This is a genomic window from Halopiger thermotolerans (assembly GCF_054654555.1).
Map to the genome: position 1 here is coordinate 288,068 of NZ_BAAIEU010000002.1, position 22,173 is coordinate 310,240.

Sequence of the window (22,173 nt, forward strand, 5' to 3'; positions counted from 1 at the left end):
GATGGGCGTTACCCTCGACGACGACGCCCGGCAGTATCTCGCGGCCTTCGAGGACGTGACGGGCGTCGACGGCAAGGACTGCATCCGGCAGGCTGCGGACGACGCCGGCGACGCCGACGCCGCGGACGACGACCGGCTCGTCGTCGTCGTCTCGAGCGGCCGGTTGGGCGAGGCGATCGGCCCCGACGGCCGCACGGTCAAGCAGTTCGAGGACCGGGTCGACGCGTCCGTTCGACTCGTCGAAGACGCCGACGATCCGGAGACGTTCGTCGCGAACGCGCTCGCGCCCGCGGCCGTGTACAACGTGACGATCAGCGAGAACGGCGACACCGTCGCCTACGTCGAGGTCGCGACCGAAGACCGCGGCGTCGCGATCGGCTCGAACGGCCGCACGATCGAGGCCGCGCGGCGGCTCGCGAAGCGCCACTTCGACATCGAAGACATCCAGCTGCTGTAGCTCGAGGCGGTCGGTCCCGCCCGGTCGAATCGCAGCCGCTTTTCTCGCCGTTCTGTTCCCGTCGTCCTGAACCCCTGTGTAGCATCTAGGTACGCGGCCTCTGCTGCCCGACCCCGTGAATCCGTACCAAGCTATTTTCTGTTGGGTTGCGAACTGGTGGCTATGACTGACGGACCGTCCTACGGACGCGAGCGACTCGTCGAAGTCTACACGGAAGGGATGCTGGCCGACCGGCTGCCGTCGGTCCCACCGCGGTTCGAGGACCTCGAGGCGGCCGCCCGCGAAGCGCTCGAGCCGGACGCCTACGCCTACGTCGCGGGCAGCGCGGGCGCGGAACGGACCGACCGCGAGAACCGCGAGGCGTTCTCCCGGTGGCGGATCGTCCCCCGAATGCTGTGTGACGTCGACGATCGGGACCTCTCCGTCGAACTGTTCGACCGGCGATACCCCGCGCCGGTCGCGCTGGCGCCGATCGGCGTCCAGTCGATCCTCCACGAGGAAGCGGAGCTGGGGTCGGCCCGTGCTGCGGCCGACCTCGGAGTCCCCTTCGTCCAGAGTTCGGCCGCGACCGAACCGCTCGAGGACGTCGCCGCGGCCGCCGACGGGCCGGCGTGGTTTCAGCTCTACTGGAGTTCGAACCGCGATCTCACGCGGAGTTTCGTCGAGCGCGCCGAAGAAGCGGGGTACGAGGCGCTGGTCGTGACCGTCGACACGCCGGTGATCAGCTGGCGCGAGCGCGACGTCGAGCACGGGTACCTCCCCTTCCTCGACGGCGAGGGCGTCGGGAACTACTTCACGGACCCGGTGTTCGAGGACCTCCTCGGCGCGCCGCCCGCGGAGAACGAAGACGCCGCGGTCATGCAGTTCGTCGACGTCTTCGGCGACGCCTCGCTCACCTGGGCCGACCTCGAGTGGCTCCGCGGCGTGACCGACCTGCCGATCCTCGTCAAGGGGATCGTCCACCCCGAGGACGCGGTCCTCGCCGTCGAGTCCGGCGCCGACGGCGTGATCGTCTCGAACCACGGCGGTCGGCAGGTCGACAACGCCCTGCCGGCGATCGAGGCACTCCCGCGGGTGGTCGAGCGTCTCGAGGACGAGGGACGCGGCGACGTTCCGGTCTTGTTCGACAGCGGGATCAGGCGCGGCGCGGACGCGGTCGTCGCGCTCGCGCTCGGGGCCGAGATGGTGCTTCTCGGCCGCCCGTACGTCTACGGCCTCGCGATCGACGGCGAGGACGGCGTCCGGGAGGTCTGTCGGAACTTTCTGGCGGATCTCGACCTCACGATGGGGCTGTCGGGCCGATCCTCCGTCGACGAACTCGATCGGTCACTGCTGGTCGAGCGATGAGTCGGCAGTAAGTTGGCGGTGAGTCGGCTGCTGGTGGAAGTCGTGACGTTCGAGGTGCTCGCGTCGCCTCCCGCGTGCACGGCACTCGAGTTGCTCGAGCGACTCGATTCCGAAGTGGGTCGCAGAGCGGCGAACGGGCGAGCGAAAGGTCGACGCCGGACGCAGTCCGGCGGACGCTAGGTCCCGTCGCCGTCACCCACGTCCTCGAGGTCGGCGGCGAAACCGAGGTCGGGATCGAGGCCACGGTTGCCCCCGGGAACGCCGTCTGGATCGACAGCGTTCGGGCCCAGACCGCCCGCGTCGACGCCACAGCCGCCACAGCCACGACCAGTGTCGCCGAAGACGTCCTCGTTCCACTCCGTGACCTGCGGATCGTCGGGCACCCAGTCGGGATCGAGGTCTAGCTGCTCGACCTCGCGTTCGACCAGCGCCGCGAGCAGTTCCGCGAGTGCGGCGTAGACGGCCAGCTCGCCGTCGTCGTGATCGCCGACTTCGTCCGCGAACCGCCAGTACCAGCGCCCGAGGTGGTCCTCGAGGAACGAGCGGCGCGCGTCGACGACGACCGCGACGCCCTCGTCGTCGCCGGCCAGCCGCAGCGCCGCTTCCCGGTGGCTGAGGTGGCTCAGAAACTCCGTGAGGAAGCAAACGTGATCGCCCCGGTCGGTCTTCCCCTCGGCGACGGCGAGGTCGAAGGCCTCGTAGAAGCCCCTGATGTCGGCCAGTCGTCGCACGTTGGTCATCAGCGGCCCGGGGAGGTAGGTCAGTTCGTACGGGGAGACCGTCACGCCCTCCTCCACGCCGAACAGGGAGGCCCACTGGTCGTGGAGGTCCCGGTGGTCGGCGCCCTCGAGCGCGTCGGCGACTGCTGCGGCCGCCGTTGCGACGTCCTCGCCGATCACGGCGGCGGACTCCCGGAGCTCCTCGTCGTAGGCGCCCGCCTCGCGGGCGGCCGCGAAGTCGTCGCCGGGTCGATCGAAGCCCAGCGAGCACAGCGAGTACAGTCGGCTGCGGTGGACTGCAGTCTCGAGGTCGCCGGGCGGGTCGGTCGCGACCGCGGCGGCCTGCTCCTCGTCCGCCGTCGGCTCGTCGGTGCTCCCGTCGGCGCCGTCCGTGCCGTCCGCGCTCGGCGGGCCGCCGAGGATGGTGTTGGCGTGTTCGCTCATGGTCACGTGATGTCCAGTCGGTAGACCTCCTCGTCCTCGTCGTAGCGCTCCCGCTTGGCCGTCGGTTCGGTGATCGGCACGCGGCCGACCTCGTCGCCCTCGTAGTAGCCGACCGCCTCGTCGCCGTCGATCTCGAAGGCCGTCAGCGACCAGTCGGTCGACCCCATCAGCTTGAACAGCCCCTCGAGTTCGGGCTCGTCGCCGTTGCGCATCGCCCGATAGGTCTCGATGGCGTCCTCGACGCCAGGGCCGAACAGCTGGGTGAGGTAGTCCGTGGAGGCCGTGATCGGCGGCACGTAGTAGACGTTCGGCTCGAGGCCGAACTGCGGGTACAGCGGTTTCGCCAGTTCCTTCTGGTGGACGACGAAGTCGAGGGGATTGGTCGGCCCCTCGGTCGGATCGCCGCCGTCGGCCTCCTCGGGCGGGTTGATGTAGCCGTGCAGGCGGATCTTTCCGAGGCAGTTCTCGAAACACTGCGGGACCTTGCCCTGCTCGGTCTTGGTGTAACAGCCGATGCACTTCTGGGAGACGCCCTCGGCCATGTTGAAGATCGACTTCTTGTACGGGCAGGACTCGTTGCACTGCTGGTAGGCCTGACAGGAGTCCTCGTCGATGAGGACGATACCGTCCTCCTCCCGTTTGTAGATGGCCGGCACTGGACAGGAGCCAGCGCAGGCGGCGTACGTGCAGTGGTTGCAGATTCGTGGGAGATAGAAGAACCACACCGGGTGGGTCTCCTCGTCGAAGTGGGTGACCGATTCCATCGTGTCGCCCGCGATCTCGTCCTCGCCTAAGTTGGGGTAGCGCCAGTCGTCGGGGCCCGGCATGAACCCGGCGATGTCGTCGCTCGCGCTTTGGCTCTCCTGCGGGTGGTTCTCGCTGGCGTCCCAGTCGACGTCTTTCGCTTCGAAGATCGTGTCGCCCTCGTAGGTCCCGTCGTCGGCCCACTCGCCGGCGCCCAAGTCCTTGAGGGTACGCTGGTCCCAGCCCACGGGGTGGGAGCCGTAGGGTTTGGTCTCGACGTTGTTCCAGAACATGTGCTCCTGGCCCTCGCCGTGAGTCCACGTGGTCTTGCAGGCCAGGGTACACGTCTGGCACGCGATGCACTTGTTCAGGTCGAAGACGGCCGCCCACTGGTCGTCGGGCCGGGCCCCCTCGTAGGGGTACTCCACCTCGCGGCCGAGTTGCCAGTTCTCTACTGTTGCCATTTGCTCTCACTCCGTTGACGTACTCGTGAAGTCGCCGTTCAGGTACCGTTCCATCGCGTCGGTCTCGTAGCCGGGTCGCAGCCCCATCTCGGCGGGGCGCCACAGCCCCTCGCCGTCCTCGCCGGCGTCGCCTTCCTTCTCGAACTTGACGAAGGACTCACGGGGCGCGCCGTTGGCGCAGTGGACGTCCGGGGCGAAGCCCGTCCCGATGGACTGGCCCATCAGGCCCTTGCGGTTCATCTCGTCGGTCAGGAGGGTCGGTCGGAGCCACGAGCGGGTCATGCTCTGGTGGCCGCCGCGGCGGTAGAGGGAGACGTAGTCGGTCTCCTCGTTTTTCGCCATCCCCTTCCGCTCCGGCGTCGCTTCCGCGGTCGCGTGGCTGGTCTGGTTGAGGTTGAACCAGGTTCGAGTCACGTTGCGGGGCATCGCCGGCTGGTAGCGCACGCGCATCAGCGCGCGTGTGTACTCCGCGGGGTCGCCGTCCGCGCTCGGGTAGGGACGGTCGCTCGGGTCGGCGTCGACCCAGACGTAGTCACCGTCCTCGAAGCCCTCCTCGCGGGCGTCTTCGGGGTTCATCTCGACGAAGCCCTCGCCGAAGTAGGGCTTGCGCTCGTCCTTGCGGTCCCGGTCGCCGAAGGGACCCCACCAGACCGCGATGTTCGGCAGGGCGTTACAGAACGTGTGCGCCCCGTGGCGGTACTTCGGCGTCATGTAGGAGTACTTGAAGCCCGGATCGACGTCCTGTAAGGGGTGGTTCGACTCGAGCAGTTCGTCGGTGCTCAACACCTCGTTGCGGACCTGCCGGGCGTCGGGATTGTCGACCATGTCGTCGTCCCACCCGAGATCCGCGGGCGTCTCGGGGTCGATCAGCGGGTGGTCGCTGTCGTCGACGATGACGTTGGGCCTGTAGACCGTGCCGTCGATCGCCTCCCGGTGGACCGGCAGGTTCTCGCCGACCTCAGACCAGGTCTCCTCCTCGCGGAAGAACTCGAGGCGACCGGTCCGCGTGTACCAGGGTTCGTCGTCTTCGGTCTGTCTGGTCCCGATCTTCTTGGGATAGGTCGTGCTCATCATCAGCGCCGGTTCGCCGCGTCTCGCCCGCTCCAGGAGGTCTTCGACGTCGTACCCCTTCGTCATGTTGGAGTTGTCGAGGATGCGCTGGAGGTACGGCTTGGCCCGGTACTCGTCCTCGTCGATGAACTCCCACATCTGGGCGAAGCGCGGTTCGTCGAACTCCTCGGCCAACTTCTGAGCGACGCCCTTGTAGACCTGGCAATCGTGGCGGGTGTCGTAGATGCGCTCGAGCTCGGCCTCGGGGAACACCATCAGGAACGGGTTCGTGACCGAGGCGGTGACGTCGTGGACCTTCTGCTCGGCCCACGAGTCGACGGGGAAGACGATGTCGCTGTACTCGCAGGTCATCGTCCACCACCACTCGTTGCAGAAGAACGCCTCGATCATCCCCTCGCGCAGCATGTCCTCGATGATCTTGTAGGACCCCTTGGCGTTGCCGAGGATGGAGTTCGAGCCGGCGACCCAGAACGACTTCGAGGGCGTGTTCATGTGGGAGTCGCCCATGTGGTACTCCCCGTCGACCTTCAGCGGCTTGTCGAGGTTCGAGTAGAAGTGCATCGACTCCATCGTGATCCGACCGTCCACGGCGGAGTCGGCCTCGGGATCGAGTTCGGGGTTGAACGGATCCTCGAGGTGGTAGTGGGGGATCCCGTTGAGCATGGCCGCGCGGTAGTTGCCCGCGTAGCTGCCGATGTTGCCGCTGTGGGTTCCGACGTTGCTGGTCAGCGACGCCAGCAGGAAGGCCGCGCGGTCCTTCAGGTCGCCGTTGAAGTACTGGTTGGGACCCATCCCGGTGAGGATGAGGGTCTGCTCCTTGTTGTTGGCGAACTCCGCGGCGAGGTTCCGGACCGCTTCGGGGTCGGTGCCGGTGACCTCAGCGGTCGATTCGGCGTCCCAGGTTTCGCTCAAGTACGCCGAAATCAGGTCGAAGACCGGCCGCACCTCGACCGTCTCGCCGTTCGCCAGCTCGAGTTCCCAACTGCCCTCGAGGGCGGCGTTGACGTCGAACTCGTCGCCGACTTCCTCGCGGTTGACCGGCGTCACGCCCCCGGCGTCGCGGTCGTACACCACGAAGTCGTCCCACTCCTCGCGCTGCTCGGGCGTGATCCACTGCTGGTTCGTATCGACCGTCGTCGGCGCGGGGTGTTCCTCGGCCGGCGCGACGCGGGTCTTCTCGAGGTCCGCGGGGTCGTAGTCCGGGAAGACGTCGCTGGCCCGCAGGTGTTCCCCGGTGTCCATGCGGACCAGTAGGGGCAGGTCCGTGTTCGACCGGACGAACGACGCGTCGTAGTCGTCGTTGGCGATGAGCTGCTGGGAGATGCCGAGGAACAGCGCCGTGTCGGTCGCCGGGCGGATGATGACCAGCTCGTCGCACTTCGAGGCCGTGGCGTTGTAGTCGGTGTAAATGCCCGTGATCTTGGCCCCCCGCAGCTTGGCCTCGGTCAGCCAGTGGGAGTCGGCCATCTTGGTACAGATCCAGTTCATCCCGGACATCACGATGTGATCGGCGTACTCGACGTTCGCCAGATCGAAGTCGACGGTCTGCTGGCCGGTCACCATCGGATGGCCCGGCGGCAGGTCGGTGTGGAACGAGTAGTTGTCCCCGCCGACGCCGCCGAGCGCCTCGTCCTCGCTGACGCCGCGGACGTGGTGGTCGAGCAGGGCCAGCGAGTTGGCGAAGCGGTACTCGCCAAACAGGCCGAGCGTGCTCAGCATCGGCATTCCGCCGCGGAACTTCATCGTGCGCGTGCCGACGCCCTGCATCTCCTCGACCACGCGCTCGTCGTAGCCCTGCTCTAAGAGCATCTGCTGGCCCTCCTCGCCGCTGTAGTGATCGGCGATCTCGACGAACGCAGCGGCAGCGTACTCGAAGGCTTCGTCCCAGGAAGCTTCGTACCAGCTATCCTCGCCGCGTTTGGCGTACTCCGCGGGCATCGAGCCGTCCTCGTCGCGCGGGAACCCCTCGTCGACCCAGTCTTTGAACCCCTGGCGGATCATCGGCGAGGTCACCCGGCGCTCCCCGTAGAACCGCTCGACCATCGACAGGCCCTTCTGACAGACCCGCGGGTCCCAGCGATCCGAGGCCTGGTTGCCGTACAGGTCCTCGGCGTCGCCGTAGTTCATCGACGGGCCGAGCCTCGTGACGACGCCGTTCTTGACGTTCGCCTCGAGGTAGCAGTTGTGGGTGTCGTTCGGGCGACACGCCAGGTAGTACGTGCCGTCGACGTCCCAGACGTCGCGGTAGTGACTCTCCCACTCGCGATTGGGGTACTCGGTCAGCGGATTCGTGAACTCCGCCCCGGTCTCGGACGGCTCCTGGTTCGCGCTGCCGCCGTCGTCGAACAGCCGGGAACAGCCCGCGAAGCCGGCGATACCGGCCGCTCCGGCGCCGCCGAGCAGGTCCCGGCGTGAGATCGACGGTCGGTCACCCGTTCCGCCACCGTTCCGTTCGCGTTCAGACATCGTGGCACCACCTCACAGTGCGGCTCGCACTCGACGGTCGGTGCCGCGCGTGCTGTTTCGGCCGCATGGGTGAAACCGAGTCAGCGATCCTGTAAGGGATAGGCGGCGGCTCCTGAGGAATGAGAACGGGGTTCACATGTGCAGATCAGAATCGTCATACGACGGGTTCGGCGACGGGCTCGACGAGACGGGCGGCTGCTCGCGGAACGTTGTATCGACTTGTGAGGGACTCCCTCGAGAAGATGGTGGGCCGACGACGCGCTCGACTCCGCCGAGTCGCCCGGCCTAGACTCAGTTCCGGGTTAGCTCGAGCAACCCGCCGGTGGTGTTCAGCCCTTTCCGTTCGGTCGCCGCGAGCAGCGGGGCTGCGTCGGCCCGCACGGCGTCGCGGACCTGCGTCGGGTCCTCGACCACTGCGCTGACGGTCGTGCCGTCCCCGGCTGCTGCCAGTTCGTCGCTCAACTGCCGCGCTTGACTGGCCGGTGGCAGCCCCCGGAGATCGAGCGCCCCCTCGGGAACCGCCTCGAGGACGTCGTCGATGAAGGTCTCGACGCTGTCGGCCAGCGCCGCGACGCCCTCGGGCGCGTCCTCGCCGCCCGGATCGGACTGGAAGTCGCGATCAAAGGGGAGCTCGTGGACCGCTGGCACCTCGAGGTCGACGGGGTCCTCGAACAGTCGGTTGCGCGCCCCGCAGCACTCGCAGTCGAAGCCGTTCATGTTCACGACGGCGGCGACCGGCGCGACGCCGTGTTCCTCGAACAGGTCGACGGTTCGGTGCGTGTCGTCGACGCTCGCGTCGAACGGCGTCGTCACGAAGACGGCCCCGTCGACCGGCACGTGTTCCAGCGCCGCGCCCGCGACGTCGTCCGTACCCGCGGGCATGTCGATGACGAGGACGTCCCGATCGTTCCAGGCGCCCTGTCCGAGCAGGTTTTCGACCGCGCCGTAGGCGATCGCCCCACGCCGGGCGGTCGGTGCCTCGCCCCCGACGACGCCGGGACTGAGCACCTGCAGTCCGTCGTCGGTCTCGAGGGGTACCGGCTGGCCGTGTTCGTTCGTCAACACCGGTCCCTCGATATCAGCGAGCAGGTGAGGGACGTTCGGTCCGTAGATGTCGGCGTCGAACAGCCCGACGTCGTGGCCCCGAACGGAAAGCGTCCGGGCGAGTGCGACCGCGACGGTCGTCTTGCCGACCCCGCCCTTCGCGCTCGCGACCGCGAGGACGTGATCGACCGCCGGGAGGTCGACGTCCTTGTCGGCGTCCCGGACCGGCTGGATCCGGACGTGGTCGGCGTCGGGCAGCGCGAGCGCCGCGCCGCGGATCTGTTCGACGATGCGCTCCGCGAGGTCCTCGCCGAGCCCGTCGATCGCGACCTCGACCGTGATCGTGCCGTCGGTAGACCGGATTCGGCGAACGATCCCCTTCGAGACGGGATCGCTCCCGTCGGGCAGCTCGATCGCCCGAAACGGTTCGACGGCGTCGCTATTCGCTGCCATGTCGGTGCCTACCCCGATCGGCCGCGTAAGTATCGCATCCGGTTCCCAGCCGGTGGTAACCCATCTCCACTCGTCCACACTCCCGACCCTTCGGGAACTGCCCGCCGAGGCTCGCTACCCCGCACTCCGTCGGTAACGCGCTGTGGGGAGCCGCCGTCGGATTCCGCCAGGGGCCCCTCGAGCGCGCCGTCGACCCGTCCGGTCGAGTCCGGATAGTCGTTATCAGACCTGATTTTCACCACCAAACCAATAAGCGCGGACGGCCAGTACGGGGTGGTATGACGGATACGATCGACGTGGCCGCAAAAACGCGAGACGTAGACGTGGACGCCCTCGACATCGCGCCGGAAAACGGGTGGAACGCCCTGTATCTGGACGGGGAGTGGGTCCCTGCCGGAGACCGAGACGCGATCGAGGTCGAGGACCCCGCGACGCGGACGACCCTGACGCGGGTGCCCTCGGGAACCGAGGCCGACGTCGACGAGGCGTACGCGATCGCGGACGACGCCCAGGCGGCGTGGGCGGAGCGGCCGCCCCAGGAGCGGGCCGCGATCGTGACTGAGGCCTGCCAGCGGCTCGGCGAGTACGCCGACGACCTCGAGACGCTGTTCGCGCTCGAGTGCGGCGGCGTGCCACTGAAAGCCGACTTCGAGACCCAGCTCGCGCAGGGGACGATGGAGGTCGGGGCCGGGCTGGCGATGCGCGACGGCGGCCGCCGCAAGGACTCGGTGACGCCCGGCAAGGAAAACCTGCTCGTGCGCGAACCGGCCGGCGTCGTCGGCGTGATCACGCCGTGGAACTTCCCGCTGTACCTCTCGAGTCGCGTCGTCGCGCCCGCCATCGCGCTGGGCAACAGCGTCGTCCTCAAACCCGACGAGCATACCCCGCTGACGGGCGGGCTCGTGCTCGCGAAGGTCTTCGAGGAGGCCGGGCTGCCGGAGGGCGTGCTGAACGTCGTCCCCGGCTACGGGCACGAGATCGGCGACCACTTCTCGGGACACGAAGTTCCGTCGGTGATGTCCTTTACCGGCTCCTCCGAAGTCGGACGAGGGGTCGGCCAGCGCGCCGTCGGCTCGTACACGGAACCCGCGCTCGAACTCGGCGGGAACAACGCCCACATCGTGCTCGAGGACGCTGACCTCGAGCGGGCGATCGACGCCGGCGCGTTCGGCTCGTTCACCCACCAGGGACAGGAGTGCATCTCGATCAACCGCCACCTGGTCCACGAGTCGCTGTACGACGAGTACGTGGCGGGGCTGGCCGACCGCGCCGAGCAGTTACCGATCGGCGATCCGCTCGCGGAGGAGTCGCTCGTCGGTCCGGTCATCAACGAGAGTCAGCGCGACAAGATCGTCGGGTTCGTTCAGGAGTCGATCGACCGCGGCGCGACGGTGGAGGCCGGCGGCGGCCACGACGGCCTGTTCGTCGAGCCGACGGTGCTCTCGGGCGTGACCAACGACATGCCGGCGGCCTGCAACGAGCACTTCGGACCGGTCGCGCCGGTCATCCCCTTCGAGACCGACGAGGAGGCGGTTCGGATCGCCAACGACACCGAGTACGGCCTGTCGGGATCGGTCCACTCGAGGGACGTGGCTCGAGCGCGCGACGTGGCCGACGCGATGGAGACGGGGATGGTCCACATCAACGATCAGCCGCTGAACGACGAACCGCACGTCGCCTTCGGCGGCGTCGGCGCGTCGGGGATGGGACGGTACAACGACGAGTGGATCATGGAGACCCTGACGACGCTCAAGTGGATCTCGATCCAGCGCGAGCCTCGAGAGTACCCGTACTGATCGAGCGTTCGGGCCGACGCGGCTCCGGACAGGAACAGTTCGTGGCGGCGATCGCGATCAGATCCACTCGACGCGGTACTCGCAGCAGTTGTCGCCGTCCGATCGGCAGTGGTCGCCGATCTCCTCGACCTTGACGGGGTTGTCGGCGAACTTCTTGGCGACGCCCTTGATGAGCCCCTTGTCGAACTCGCAGGGGTAGGGGTTCTCGCAGAGCATCCGTCCCTCGTTCGAGCCCTCCTGGTGGAACTCGTACGAGCCGAGGTCGCCGCCGCGGTGGTTCTGGTGGTACGCCCGATCGATCGCCCGCAACGCGTCGTCGACCGCGGACAGCTCCGGCGGAAACTCGACGTGTTCGGGGACGTTCTGGCCCATGTTTCGCATCCTGACGCCGCCGTACTCGTCGCGCATATCGTACAGCATCGCCAGCGGGATCTCCAGCGGGTACCACTCCTCGGGATCGATGTCCTCGAGCCCGTACTTCGCGAGTTTGTTCGTGATCTCCTTCCCCACGAACGACGAGATGGATTCGCCCGCGGCGACGTACGACAGGGGGCTCCGACCGATCACTTCCGACTCCGCGACCGATCCGTCGAACCCCATTCGATCGTCTATCCTCGGCTGCTCGCCGCCGGACTCGGACTCCTCGTCGGACGCACCGATGAGCCGCCTGAGCCACGAAGCGCTGATGAGTACCGTATTGATCGTCGCCATGACGAGTGCAGAATGCAACTCATTTAACTAAAACGCCTAGTTAATTATACGATCTGATAGCGACGATGCGAATCGTCGGTCGCCGACGGATCGGGCGGCGAGGGAGCGCGGCCGCCGCGACGTCGCGCTCGCGGAAGACCGCTGCGGACCGCCCGAGAGCTGTTATTCCGTGCCGAAACCCGCTCAGATTCCTTCGTCGGCCCCCCTCGAGGCCTCTCGAGGCGTAACGCCGATTCGAAACGGGTCGCTTAAGTGCCTTCGTCGGATAGCGACGGGTACTATGGCAAACGGCAAGTACGCCGCGCGCAAGCTCAAGAAGGACCGCCAGGAGCAGCGGTGGTCCGACTCGGACTACGCGCGCCGCGCCCGCGGGCTTCGAGAGAAGTCCGACCCCCTCGAGGGAGCGCCCCAGGGTCGTGGTATCGTGCTCGAGAAGGTCGGCATCGAGGCAAAGCAGCCCAACTCGGCGATCCGAAAGTGCGTCCGAGTGCAGCTGATCAAGAACGGGAAGCAGGTCACCGCGTTCTGCCCCGGTGACGGCGCCATCTCGTTCATCGACGAACACGACGAAGTCACCATCGCCGGGATCGGCGGCGCGAAGGGTCGCGCGATGGGTGACCTGTCGGGCGTCAACTACAAGGTCGACAAGGTCAACGGCGTCGCGCTGAAGGAACTCGTTCGCGGTAACGCGGAGAAACCCGTTCGCTAACCATGGCTGTCGAAGACCAACCCGATCCGGACGCCCCCGCGGGCGGCGCAGACGTGTCGGCGAAGCTGTTCGGCGAGTGGGAACTCGGCGAAATCGAGTACGCCGACCCCTCGACCGAGCGCTACATCACGGTGACCCCGGTCGCCCACACCGCCGGTCGCCACGCCAGCAAGCAGTTCAAGAAGTCCCAGATCTCCATCGTCGAGCGGTTCATCAACCGCCTCATGCAGACGGAGGAGAACACGGGCAAGAAGCAGAAGACGCTCAACTACGTCCGCGAGGCGTTCGACATCATCCACGAGCGCACCGAGGAGAACCCGATCCAGGTGCTGGTCACCGCCGTCGAGAACGCGGCCCCGCGCGAGGAGACCGTCCGCCTGAAGTACGGTGGCATCTCGGTCCCGAAGGCCGTCGACGTCGCACCCCAGCGACGCGTCGACCAGGCCCTGAAGTTCCTCGCCGAGGGCGTCTACAACGACTCGTTCAAGACGGCCACGCCCGTCGAGGAGGCCATCGCCAGCCAGCTCATCGGCGCGGCCAACTACGACGTCCAGACCTACGCGGTCAGCCAGAAAGAAGAGAAAGAGCGCGTCGCGGCGGCTGCACGCTAACCGCTCTATAGCGGTTCTCTATTCGTTTCTCGACACCGACTTCGTAGTGGCGACGCCGGCGTTGGCGTCGGCGCTCGCGTCTCGAGTCTTCGATCGACGTCCACAGTGCGAGCCACGGGCGCTCGAGAGACGAAAATCGGGTCCGTATCCGCGTTTGTTCCGTGACGCCTGTCAGTCGGCGGCCATCTCGCCGCCGCTGCCGTTGCCGTCGACGTACGACCGCGTCGCGTCGACGAGCACCTGCCGGTAGGAACTCGAGTCCGGTTCGCGCGCCAGTTCCCGGAAGCGGCGCTTGAACCCCTCGAAGTCGACGTCGGGAGCGTCTAGCGCGGCCGCGTGCGCGAGGTCGTACAGCCGGTGGTCGTCGTCGATGAGGTCGTGCCGTTCCCCGAGCGCGAGCGCGAAGGCCGCGTTGACGGCCGTGATCTCGGGGTCAGCGCTGGCGGACAGTCGTTGGAGTCCCGGCCGCAGGGGCGTGTCGGGGCGATCCGCGACGGCGGCGGCGAGGCTCGACTCGAGGTACGACAGCAGTTTCTCGCCGGGGCCGACGGCGAGCGTGATGTCGTCGGCGTAGATGTCTTTCATGTGGTTGGCGATCTGGTAGCAGTGCGAGAGCTTGCGGCGCTCGACGCTCTTGCCGGCCAGCGCGAGGTAGAGCACTTCCTCGGTCGACTGGGTGTGGGAGGGGTGTTCCTGCTCGTAGCGGGCCATGTGGGCGAACTCGTGGAGGGCGAGTTCGCGGGCCATCGCCGACGACGCGGCCTGCCGGGAGATGTTCAGGACGTGACGATCGTCGTAGTGGCCGGCCCAGGTCCGCTCGTCGGGGTCGTCCCGGAGTCGGACGTGGACCGGCAGCGAGAGGTCGTGTTCGGTCTCGAAAAGGTCGCGAGCGCTGAGAAAGGGGGCGGTCGGACCGGATCCCTGTACTCGTATATCCATGCGTGCGTATACCAAGGGCTGTTGCTGTATGTCTCTTACGCCCGGTCTCGCTGACGGCGACCGGACGCGCCCGCGGCCGACGGCCCCTCGAGACCGCCGATCGTTGCGTGGTATTAACTCACGCAAACTGGATATTCCAGGCTCCGAACCGGGATACGCGACGAATTCCGACGCCGACGAAACACTACCCTTTTGACCCCGCTGGCGGTAATGGGGGGTATATGGGCCGACGCAAGAAGATCGTCCAAGAGTGTGAACGGCTGATGGACGAACCGGAGAACATCCGGAACATCGCCATCGCCGCTCACGTCGACCACGGGAAAACGACCCTTTCGGACAACCTCCTCGCGGGTGCGGGCATGATCTCCGACGAGACTGCCGGCGAACAGCTCGCGATGGACACCGAGGAGGACGAGCAGGAACGCGGGATTACCATCGACGCGGCGAACGTTTCGATGACTCACGAGTACGAGGGCGAGAACCACCTCATCAACCTCATCGACACGCCGGGCCACGTCGACTTCGGCGGCGACGTGACCCGCGCGATGCGCGCCGTCGACGGCGCGCTCGTCGTCGTCGACGCCGTCGAGGGCGCGATGCCCCAGACCGAAACCGTCCTGCGACAGGCGCTCCGGGAGGGCGTCAAGCCGACCCTGTTCATCAACAAGGTCGACCGCCTGATCTCCGAGCTGCAGGAGGGTCCCGAGGAGATGCAGGAGCGTCTCCTCTCGGTCATCCGCGACGTCAACGAACTCATCCGCGGCATGACCGAGGACATGGACGACATCGACGACTGGACCGTCTCCGTCGAGGACGGCACCGTCGGCTTCGGCTCCGCGCTGTACAAGTGGGGCGTCTCGATGCCGTCGATGCAGCGCACCGGGATGGACTTCGCCGAGATCATGGAGCTCGAGCGCAACGACAAGCGCCAGGAGCTCCACGAGAAGACGCCGCTGTCGGACGTCGTGCTCGACATGGTCTGTGAGCACTTCCCGAACCCGGTCGACGCGCAGCCCCGTCGTATCCCGCGCATCTGGCGCGGCGACGACGACACCGAACTCGCGGAGGGCATGCGCCTGGTCGACGAGGACGGCGAGGTCGTCTTCATGGTCACCGACATCTCGATGGACCCCCACGCGGGCGAGATCGCCTCCGGTCGCGTCTTCTCGGGCACCCTCGAGAAGGGCCAGGAGCTGTACGTCTCCGGGACCGCGGGCAAGAACCGCGTCCAGTCCGTCGGGATCTTCATGGGCGGCGAGCGCGAGGAAGTCGAGGAGGTACCGGCGGGGAACATCGCCGCCGTCACCGGTCTGAAAGACGCCATCGCCGGCTCGACCGTCTCGAGCGTCGAGATGACCCCGTTCGAGTCGATCGAGCACATCTCCGAGCCGGTCATTACGAAGAGCGTCGAGGCCCAGAACATGGACGACCTGCCGAAGCTGATCGAAACGCTGCGACAGGTCTCCAAGGAGGACCCGACGATCCAGATCAACATCAACGAAGACACGGGCGAGCACCTGATCTCCGGGCAGGGTGAGCTTCACCTCGAGGTCATCACCCAGCGCATCGAGAAGAACCAGGGCATCCCGGTCAACACCGGTGAGCCGATCGTCGTCTACCGCGAGCAGCCCCAGGAGCCCAGCGCCGAGGTCGAGGGCATCTCCCCGAACCGCCACAACCGCTTCTACATCTCCATCGAGCCGATGAGCGACGAACTCGTCGAGACGATCAAGCTCGGCGAGGCGTCGATGGACATGCCCGAGCAGGAACGGCGCGAGGCCCTGCAGGACGCCGGCATGGACAAGGACACGTCCCAGAACGTGGAGACGATCCACGGGACGAACGTCCTCATCGACGACACGAAGGGTATCCAGCACCTGAACGAGACGATGGAACTGGTCGTCGAAGGGCTCGAGGAGGCCCTGGACAACGGTCCGCTCGCGAACGAGCCGGTCCAGGGGACCCTCATCCGCCTGCACGACGCCCGCCTCCACGAGGACACCATCCACCGCGGTCCGGCGCAGGTCATCCCCGCGGTCCGCGAAGCGGTTCACAACGCACTGATCGACGGCAAGATCAAGATGCTCGAGCCGATGCAGGACGTCCGCATCGACGTGCCCAACGACCACATGGGCGCCGCCTCGGGCGAGATTCAGGGCCGTCGTGGCCGTGTCGACGACATGTACCAGGAGGGCGACCTCATGGTCGTCGAGGGTATCGCGCCCGTCGGCGAGATGATCGGCTTCGCCAGCGACATCCGCTCCGCGACCGAGGGCCGCGCCTCCTGGAACACGGAGAACGCCGGCTTCGAGGTCATGTCCGACTCGCTCCAGCGCGAGAAGATCATGGAGATCCGCGAGCGCAAGGGCATGAAGCTCGAACTGCCCGAGCAGATCGACTACATCTAAGCGGCGTCCGAGTCGCCGTTCGCGGTTTCGGGTTTCGATTTTCGATTTTTGGCCCGCTGCGCACCGTCACTGCGTAGCCGGTCGTCCGCTCGCAGCGCGAGCTATCGACGTGTACGATCGCGGCTTCGAGAACGGATACTGACGCGTAGCTCTCGTCGTTTTCCCTGGCGAAAATGGCTGGTGAATCAGGCCAGCCATCGACGATACGTTCACGCGTACGGCAAGCCCCTGGCGACTGGCTTGCAGGTCAACTGATTACGCGGCAATTAATAAGTCCATTCGACAGACGAAAGAAAATACGCGTCGCGTGTATTTCACGGTGAAGCGACGGTCGCGTTCGGAGTACGGTAACGGATTTCAAACCGTAGTCGCAGACTGAATTTCAGCGATACCGAAAACGGATCAGGTCACCGAGCCGGACGAATCGGGTGTCGAGCGACCGGGGTCGCGGCGTTGTTCGCTACTCGCGTTCGCCGGCGCCGAGCGCGGCCTCGCCGACCTTCTCGTGGCCCTCGATGACCTCCTGGCCGCCCATGTACGGCCGGAGCGGCTCGGGGATCGTGACGGTGCCGTCCTCGTTCTGGTAGTACTCGAGGATCGCAACCATCACGCGCGGGATGGCGAGTCCCGACGCGTTGAGCGTGTGGAGGTACTCGGCCGACTCGTGGCGCTCGGGCCGGTAGCGCAGGCCCGACCGGCGCGCCTGGAAGTCCTCGAAGTTCGAGGCCGACGAGACCTCGAGCCAGCGGCCGCCCTCCTCGGGACCGTCTTCCATGTCGTCGGCGGGGGCCCAGACCTCGATGTCGTAGGTCTTGGCCGACGCGAAGGTCAGGTCGCCGGTACACAGATCGAGAATCCGGTAGGGAAGCCCCAGCCGCTGGAGCACTTCCTCGGCTTCACCGAGCAGTTCCTCGAGCCGGTCGTAGCTGTTCTCGGGTTCGACGAAGTTGACGAGTTCGACCTTGTTGAACTGGTGGACGCGAACGATCCCGCGGGTTTCGGTCCCGTGCTCGCCGGCTTCGCGCCGGAAGTTGGGCGTGTACGCCTGGTGTTTCAGCGGGAGGTCGTCCTTGAGCAGGATGTCGTTGGCGTACATGTTGGTGACCGGGACCTCTGCCGTGGGGCAGAGCCAGAGGTCCTCCTCGTCGTACTCCTCCTCGTTGCTGCCGCCGATGCGGTAGGCGTCGTCGGCGAACTTCGGGAGCTGGCCGGTGCCGCGCATCGACGCGCTCTTGACGGGGATCGGCGGGAAGACGTCGACGTAGCCCTGCTCCCGGTGGACGTCCATCATGAACTGGATCAGGGCGTGCTCGAGGCGGGCGCCGTCGCCCTTGAGGAAGTAAAAGCCCGAGCCCGTGACCTTGGCGGCCCGTTCCTCGTCGATGATGTCCATCTCCTCGCCGAGTTCGTAGTGGGGTGTGACGTCTTCGGGGACGTCGCGCAGGTCGTCGAAGCCCCAGCGGCGATCCTCGACGTTGTGGCGCTCGTCGACCCCCAGCGGCACGCTCTCGTGGGGGACGTTGGGGATCTCGAGCATGCGCTGGTTGAGCTCCTCCCTGATCTCGTCGGCCTCGCTCTCGACGTCCTCGATCTCGGCTTTGAGCTCCCGCGACTCCTTGATCGCCTGTTCCCGTTCCTCCTCCTTGCCCTCGGCGACCAGCTTGCCGATCTCCGAGGTGATCTCGTTGCGCTCGTGGCGCAGCTCGTCGCCGCGGGCCTTCAGTTCTCGCCACCGCTCGTCGAGCTCGAGGATCTCGTCGAGGTCGACGTCGGCGCCCCGTTCGTCGAGGGCCTCGCGCACCTCGTCGGGATTCTCGCGTACGTAGGTCCGGTCGAGCATTGGTATTGCTCGTGGGTTCAGTGCGGCCGTCCAAAACCGTGTCGGAAGGTTTCGGTTCGAGCACCGCGGTTTGCAGCGGCCGAAGCGACCGCGTCGATCCCATTCGTCCGGGAGACGGGCTCGCGGCGATCGCCGCTCGAGCCCGGTTTCTCGGCGGGAAACGCTTTTTTCGGTGGGAAGGCTGGTTCGACGTATGGACCCGCTCGAGGGCGAGACGTCGTCGGCACCGATCGAGTACGAGCCGGTCAACGTCAAGGACGTGCTCGTCGAGATGAAGGACACGGCGGAGCTGTTGATCGATCTGTCCTATTCGGCGGTGTTGCACTCGAGCGAGGACATCGCGACCGAAGTGCTGCGCCTGGAGGAGCGGATGGACGTCCTCGAGATGCGCGCGCGGATGGGGCTGATGATGGCGACGCGGAGCCCGGACGACGCCGAGCAGCTCGCGCCCGTGCTCGGCATCGTCGGTGCGGCCGACGACATCAGCGACGCGGCCGGCGACATCGCCAAGGTCGTCCTCGAGGACATCGGGCTGCCGGAGGCGATGCGGACGGCCCTGCCCGAAGCGGTCGAGACGCTCGTCCGCGGCGTCGTCGACCCCGATTCGGTCTACGTCGACCGGACGCTCGCGGACATCGACCTCGAGTCGGAGACGGGCGTGCGCGTGATCGCCCTGCGGCGGGGCGACGAGTGGCTCCTCAACCCCGGCCCCGAGACCGCGATTCGAGCGAACGACGTCGCGCTCCTTCGCGGTCCGGACGTCTCGATCGGCGACGTCTGCGAGACGATGACCGGCTCGGCGTACGAGCAGCCCTCGGCCGACGCCCCCGACGTCCCCGACTTGGAGCGGGCGGTCGACACGATCGTCCACATGAAGAACCTCTCGGAGCTGGCGGTCGATCTGGCCTACAGCGCCGTCCTCTTCGACAGCGAGGCGCTGGCCGAGGAGGTCCGCAACCTCGAGGTCGAGGTCGACGCCATGGAGTCGCGGTTCGAGGCGTGGACGCTGCAGGCGGCCGCCGACGCGTCGGACCCGGTCGTGCTCCGGGGGCTGATCCACCTCGGCAACGCGACGGAGGTGATCAGCGATGCGGCGATCGACATCAGCGAGGGCGTGTTGCGCGATATCGACGTCCACCCGGTCGTCCAGATGGCCGTCGAGGAGAGCGACGAGATCATCGTCCGGGTCGCGGTCGAGCCGGGCAGTGACCTCGACGGAACCGACATCGTCGCCGGCGTGCCCGACACCGAGTCGACGATGTCGATCATCGCGATCCGCCGCCCCGAGGAGGGCTGGCTGCTGGTCGGCGACGCCGACGCCGAGATCCAGGGGGGCGACGTGCTCATCTCGAAGGGGACCCGGACGGCGGCGGCCGCGTTCGAGGAGTTGGCGACGGCGTAGGACGGCGGTTCCGCAGCGGGTCGTTCGGGTTACTCGGCGTACTCGAGCAGCACGTACACGAGTTCCGCGTAGACGATCGTCCCGAGGCCGATCACGGCGAGCGCGAGGACGATCGGCACGAGCGTGCGGAGGCGCTTCCGGAACCCCGTTCGCGGCGTCCGATCCGCTCGCAGTCGGCTGCGGGTTCGTGTTCGGACGCCGGTCCGAACCGTTCGCAGGACCTTGAGCAGCGTTATCGCCGTCGTCATCGCGATCGTCAGCGTCGTCATCGGCGCACCCTCCGTTGGCTCGCTGCGGTCGTGTCCGCGGGCGTTCGATTTCGCTGGGGGATGATCGTGGGTGCGGGGGCGTCGACTGCCATACCGACGAGGGCCACATCCCGACACTTGAAACTCAGTCAGACGTCCGGCGGACGCGGTGCTGACGGGGACGAACGGTACGAACAGTCCAAATACCTGATCGGCGATTGACGAGTTTCGGCGCGTCCTCGAGATCGAGGCCGGCGACGAGATCCCCGTCGCCCCTCAGGGAAGACCGGCGGCGACGACCGCCCACGCGAGTCCGATCCCCGCCAGCGCGAGGACGAGGTTCCCGACCGTGTTAGCGACCGCGATCCGTCGGTCGCCGCGCTCGTAGAGCTGGACCGTCTCGACCGAGAACGAGGAAAACGTCGTGAACGAGCCACAGATTCCGGTTCCGAGCAACTGAAGCGCGGAGCCGCCCACGCCGGCGAAGATCGCGAGCGCGAAGACGAAGCTACCCATGACGTTCACCACGAGCGTCGGCCACGGAAATCGCTCGCTCGAGCAGTGCAGCGACACCTGGTGGCGGAGGACGGCGCCGATCGCGCCGCCGGTACCGACGACGTGTGCCGGCTCGGGGTCGACCGCGACGGCCGAGGCGAATTCTTCGATCACGCCGTCTCACCCCCGTCCTCGGCGTCGGCGGTCGCTTCGGTATCCCCGGCTACATACCGGACCAGCGTGCGGCTCGCGAGTACACCTGCGAATCCGAGCCCGTAGTTGGCGGTGACGATCCCGAGCAGCAGCGCCGGCTCCGCAGGACCGGCGGCGATCGCGGTCTGGATCGCGAACGTGCTGTAGGTCGTCAGCGAGGAGAGAAACCCGGTGGTGAAAACGAGCCGCGAGCGGCGCTCGAGGAGGCCGATAGACTGCGCCTCGTAGACGAACAGGCCGAGGAGAAAACTTCCCGCGGCGTTGACGGCTACGACAGCCGGAATCGCGGGAAGCACACCGTCGACGGCGAACCGGAGGTTCGAGCCGGCGAAGCCGCCGACGGCGATCAGTGCGAGCGTCTCGAGGCGGACGAGAGGATGTGACTGCGTGCGTTCGGCTGCCATGGGCGGTGGATTGGCAGGGACCGTCAGCCGGTGGCGGTTGCAGTTGCGGTCGCGAGCGCCGTCGTGCAGCCGCCAGTTGGATCGGGCAGGCCCCATCACCCGGGTTCGACGCGAGCGCCGGTGCGACGAGCGATTCGCCGTCGGTTTTCGACGGCGACCACATGACGGTTCCGGAACGACCGCGGCAGTGACCGCACCGCACGTCGCGAACGATTGGCAGGGGCTCGCGGCACCGGAAGACCCAAGGTTAGACTGTCTCTAAAACGAGCCATGACCGGCGACGCGAGCGACAGGCGAGCGTTCGTCCGCGCGTCGGGGGTAAACGTCCTCGGCAACGCGGTGAAGATCGTGTTCGAGGGGGTCGTGGGGGTGACCTTCGGGAGCGTCGCCCTGCTCGCGGACGCGGCCCACTCGGTCGCGGATCTGGTCGCGAGCGTCGTCGTCCTCGTCTGGGGTCGGAACTCGTTCGAGGAACCCGACGCGACGCACCCGCACGGCCACGCTCGGATCGAACCGCTGACGGCGCTGTTCGTCGGCGCCGTCATCGCGCTGCTCGGGTTGAACCTGCTGTACGAGTCCGCACAGGGGATCCTCCACGGCGTCGAGATCGAGTTCAACCTCCTGTTGCTCGTCGCGCTCGGGTTCTCGATCGTCGACATGTACCTCGTCTACCGCTACACCGAGCGGGTCAACCAGCGGCTCGAGTCGACCTCGCTGGCCGCCCTCGCGACGGACTGTCTGAACGACATCTACACCTCCGTCGCGGCCGTCGTCGGCGTCTGCGGCGTCCTGTTCGGGATCCCGCTGCTCGATCCGATCGCCGGCGGCCTCGTCAGTCTACTGGTCATCTACCAGGGGATCGAAATCGGCCGCGAGAACGTCGACTACCTCATCGGGGCCGCAGCCAGCCCCGAACAGCGCGCAGCGATCACCGAGACGCTGCGGAGCCACCCCGACGTCGAGGGCGTCCACGACCTGACGGTCTTCTACGACGGGGTCGTCCTCGAGGTCGAGGTGCACGTCGAGGTCGACGGCGACATGCCGTTCCGGGAAGCCCACGACGTCGAGTCGGAACTGGTCGACCGACTGCGCGCGATCGACGACGTCGGCGACGCGCACGTGCACCTCGATCCCTCGGGGATCGGCGAGTGGAAGGAACAGTCCGACGACTGAGACCGCGGGTTTGCC

Annotated in this window: 18 protein-coding genes; 8 read left to right on the top strand and 10 right to left on the bottom strand. The window is 67.0% G+C overall.

The window, feature by feature from the left end:
• Position 1: 1 nt before the first annotated feature.
• A complete protein-coding gene (locus ACYQ26_RS03885) occupies positions 2-457 on the top strand; it encodes a NusA-like transcription termination signal-binding factor (RefSeq protein WP_459807215.1) in 456 nt (151 codons plus the stop codon).
• Between the two features lie 162 nt (positions 458-619).
• Complete coding sequence (locus tag ACYQ26_RS03890) at positions 620-1,804, top strand: lactate 2-monooxygenase (RefSeq protein ID WP_459807216.1); 1,185 nt, start codon at positions 620-622, stop codon at positions 1,802-1,804.
• A gap of 176 nt (positions 1,805-1,980) precedes the next feature.
• Here ACYQ26_RS03890 and ACYQ26_RS03895 read toward each other — a convergent pair whose 3' ends face one another.
• The 4 genes from ACYQ26_RS03895 to ACYQ26_RS03910 all read right to left on the bottom strand — a co-directional run bounded on the left by ACYQ26_RS03895 (position 1,981) and on the right by ACYQ26_RS03910 (position 9,209).
• Positions 1,981-2,967: a TorD/DmsD family molecular chaperone gene (locus ACYQ26_RS03895; protein WP_459807218.1), complete on the bottom strand. Its 987-nt coding sequence runs from the start codon at positions 2,965-2,967 to the stop codon at positions 1,981-1,983.
• 2 nt (positions 2,968-2,969) lie between these two features.
• Positions 2,970-4,175: a 4Fe-4S dicluster domain-containing protein gene (locus ACYQ26_RS03900; protein WP_459807220.1), complete on the bottom strand. Its 1,206-nt coding sequence runs from the start codon at positions 4,173-4,175 to the stop codon at positions 2,970-2,972.
• A gap of 6 nt (positions 4,176-4,181) precedes the next feature.
• Complete coding sequence (locus tag ACYQ26_RS03905; RefSeq protein WP_459807222.1) at positions 4,182-7,712, bottom strand: molybdopterin-dependent oxidoreductase; 3,531 nt, start codon at positions 7,710-7,712, stop codon at positions 4,182-4,184.
• A gap of 291 nt (positions 7,713-8,003) precedes the next feature.
• Complete coding sequence (locus ACYQ26_RS03910; RefSeq protein WP_459807224.1) at positions 8,004-9,209, bottom strand: P-loop NTPase; 1,206 nt, start codon at positions 9,207-9,209, stop codon at positions 8,004-8,006.
• A gap of 278 nt (positions 9,210-9,487) precedes the next feature.
• Here ACYQ26_RS03910 and ACYQ26_RS03915 point away from each other — a divergent pair, with 278 nt between their 5' ends.
• Positions 9,488-11,005 carry an aldehyde dehydrogenase family protein gene (locus ACYQ26_RS03915; protein ID WP_459807226.1) on the top strand — a complete coding sequence of 506 codons (1,518 nt, stop codon included), beginning with the start codon at positions 9,488-9,490 and terminating at the stop codon, positions 11,003-11,005.
• Between the two features lie 57 nt (positions 11,006-11,062).
• Here ACYQ26_RS03915 and ACYQ26_RS03920 read toward each other — a convergent pair whose 3' ends face one another.
• Entirely contained in the window at positions 11,063-11,716 is a 654-nt protein-coding gene (locus tag ACYQ26_RS03920) for a 4-vinyl reductase (RefSeq protein ID WP_459807228.1), read from the bottom strand.
• A 280-nt stretch (positions 11,717-11,996) separates the two neighbouring features.
• On the opposite strand from ACYQ26_RS03920, the gene ACYQ26_RS03925 reads away from it, so the two are divergent.
• Both ACYQ26_RS03925 and ACYQ26_RS03930 read left to right on the top strand, forming a co-directional pair.
• A complete protein-coding gene (locus ACYQ26_RS03925) occupies positions 11,997-12,425 on the top strand; it encodes a 30S ribosomal protein S12 (RefSeq protein WP_006671958.1) in 429 nt (142 codons plus the stop codon).
• A 2-nt stretch (positions 12,426-12,427) separates the two neighbouring features.
• Entirely contained in the window at positions 12,428-13,036 is a 609-nt protein-coding gene (locus tag ACYQ26_RS03930; RefSeq protein ID WP_120245420.1) for a 30S ribosomal protein S7, read from the top strand.
• Between the two features lie 171 nt (positions 13,037-13,207).
• Here the strand turns inward: ACYQ26_RS03930 and ACYQ26_RS03935 are convergent, their stop codons facing one another.
• Entirely contained in the window at positions 13,208-13,975 is a 768-nt protein-coding gene (locus ACYQ26_RS03935; protein WP_459807231.1) for a DUF5781 family protein, read from the bottom strand.
• A gap of 221 nt (positions 13,976-14,196) precedes the next feature.
• Between ACYQ26_RS03935 and ACYQ26_RS03940 the strand changes: the two genes are divergently transcribed.
• Entirely contained in the window at positions 14,197-16,383 is a 2,187-nt protein-coding gene (locus ACYQ26_RS03940; protein ID WP_459807233.1) for an elongation factor EF-2, read from the top strand.
• Positions 16,384-16,843: 460 nt separating this feature from the next.
• On the opposite strand, the gene serS is transcribed toward ACYQ26_RS03940, so the two are convergent.
• Positions 16,844-18,223, bottom strand: coding sequence for a serine--tRNA ligase (gene serS / locus ACYQ26_RS03945; RefSeq protein ID WP_459807236.1), 1,380 nt, complete (start codon positions 18,221-18,223; stop codon positions 16,844-16,846).
• A gap of 193 nt (positions 18,224-18,416) precedes the next feature.
• Between serS and ACYQ26_RS03950 the strand changes: the two genes are divergently transcribed.
• Positions 18,417-19,625, top strand: coding sequence for a potassium channel family protein (locus tag ACYQ26_RS03950; RefSeq protein ID WP_459807238.1), 1,209 nt, complete (start codon positions 18,417-18,419; stop codon positions 19,623-19,625).
• A 29-nt stretch (positions 19,626-19,654) separates the two neighbouring features.
• On the opposite strand, the gene ACYQ26_RS03955 is transcribed toward ACYQ26_RS03950, so the two are convergent.
• The 3 genes from ACYQ26_RS03955 to ACYQ26_RS03965 form a co-directional block, all read right to left on the bottom strand.
• Positions 19,655-19,894, bottom strand: a complete 240-nt coding sequence (locus ACYQ26_RS03955; protein WP_459807239.1) for a hypothetical protein — start codon at positions 19,892-19,894, stop codon at positions 19,655-19,657.
• A 255-nt stretch (positions 19,895-20,149) separates the two neighbouring features.
• The gene (locus tag ACYQ26_RS03960) at positions 20,150-20,542 is read right to left on the bottom strand and encodes a fluoride efflux transporter FluC (protein WP_459807241.1); all 393 of its coding nucleotides are present in this window, start codon (positions 20,540-20,542) and stop codon (positions 20,150-20,152) included.
• Entirely contained in the window at positions 20,539-20,985 is a 447-nt protein-coding gene (locus tag ACYQ26_RS03965) for a fluoride efflux transporter FluC (RefSeq protein WP_459807243.1), read from the bottom strand. The genes ACYQ26_RS03960 and ACYQ26_RS03965 overlap by 4 nt, the downstream gene beginning before the upstream one ends.
• A gap of 270 nt (positions 20,986-21,255) precedes the next feature.
• On the opposite strand from ACYQ26_RS03965, the gene ACYQ26_RS03970 reads away from it, so the two are divergent.
• On the top strand, positions 21,256-22,158 hold the full coding sequence (locus ACYQ26_RS03970; protein ID WP_459807245.1) for a cation diffusion facilitator family transporter: 903 nt from the start codon (positions 21,256-21,258) through the stop codon (positions 22,156-22,158).
• Positions 22,159-22,173 lie beyond the last annotated feature (15 nt).

Excerpts from the sequence above, each read along its gene's own strand:
- ACYQ26_RS03885 (WP_459807215.1), top strand. The coding sequence starts at position 2 with ATGGGCGTTACCCTCGACGACGACGCCCGGCAGTATCTCGCGGCCTTC.
- ACYQ26_RS03890 (WP_459807216.1), top strand. The coding sequence starts at position 620 with ATGACTGACGGACCGTCCTACGGACGCGAGCGACTCGTCGAAGTCTAC.
- ACYQ26_RS03895 (WP_459807218.1), bottom strand. The coding sequence starts at position 2,967 with ATGAGCGAACACGCCAACACCATCCTCGGCGGCCCGCCGAGCGCGGAC.
- ACYQ26_RS03900 (WP_459807220.1), bottom strand. The coding sequence starts at position 4,175 with ATGGCAACAGTAGAGAACTGGCAACTCGGCCGCGAGGTGGAGTACCCC.
- ACYQ26_RS03905 (WP_459807222.1), bottom strand. The coding sequence starts at position 7,712 with ATGTCTGAACGCGAACGGAACGGTGGCGGAACGGGTGACCGACCGTCG.
- ACYQ26_RS03910 (WP_459807224.1), bottom strand. The coding sequence starts at position 9,209 with ATGGCAGCGAATAGCGACGCCGTCGAACCGTTTCGGGCGATCGAGCTG.
- ACYQ26_RS03915 (WP_459807226.1), top strand. The coding sequence starts at position 9,488 with ATGACGGATACGATCGACGTGGCCGCAAAAACGCGAGACGTAGACGTG.
- ACYQ26_RS03920 (WP_459807228.1), bottom strand. The coding sequence starts at position 11,716 with ATGGCGACGATCAATACGGTACTCATCAGCGCTTCGTGGCTCAGGCGG.
- ACYQ26_RS03925 (WP_006671958.1), top strand. The coding sequence starts at position 11,997 with ATGGCAAACGGCAAGTACGCCGCGCGCAAGCTCAAGAAGGACCGCCAG.
- ACYQ26_RS03930 (WP_120245420.1), top strand. The coding sequence starts at position 12,428 with ATGGCTGTCGAAGACCAACCCGATCCGGACGCCCCCGCGGGCGGCGCA.
- ACYQ26_RS03935 (WP_459807231.1), bottom strand. The coding sequence starts at position 13,975 with ATGGATATACGAGTACAGGGATCCGGTCCGACCGCCCCCTTTCTCAGC.
- ACYQ26_RS03940 (WP_459807233.1), top strand. The coding sequence starts at position 14,197 with ATGGGCCGACGCAAGAAGATCGTCCAAGAGTGTGAACGGCTGATGGAC.
- serS (WP_459807236.1), bottom strand. The coding sequence starts at position 18,223 with ATGCTCGACCGGACCTACGTACGCGAGAATCCCGACGAGGTGCGCGAG.
- ACYQ26_RS03950 (WP_459807238.1), top strand. The coding sequence starts at position 18,417 with ATGGACCCGCTCGAGGGCGAGACGTCGTCGGCACCGATCGAGTACGAG.
- ACYQ26_RS03955 (WP_459807239.1), bottom strand. The coding sequence starts at position 19,894 with ATGACGACGCTGACGATCGCGATGACGACGGCGATAACGCTGCTCAAG.
- ACYQ26_RS03965 (WP_459807243.1), bottom strand. The coding sequence starts at position 20,985 with ATGGCAGCCGAACGCACGCAGTCACATCCTCTCGTCCGCCTCGAGACG.
- ACYQ26_RS03970 (WP_459807245.1), top strand. The coding sequence starts at position 21,256 with ATGACCGGCGACGCGAGCGACAGGCGAGCGTTCGTCCGCGCGTCGGGG.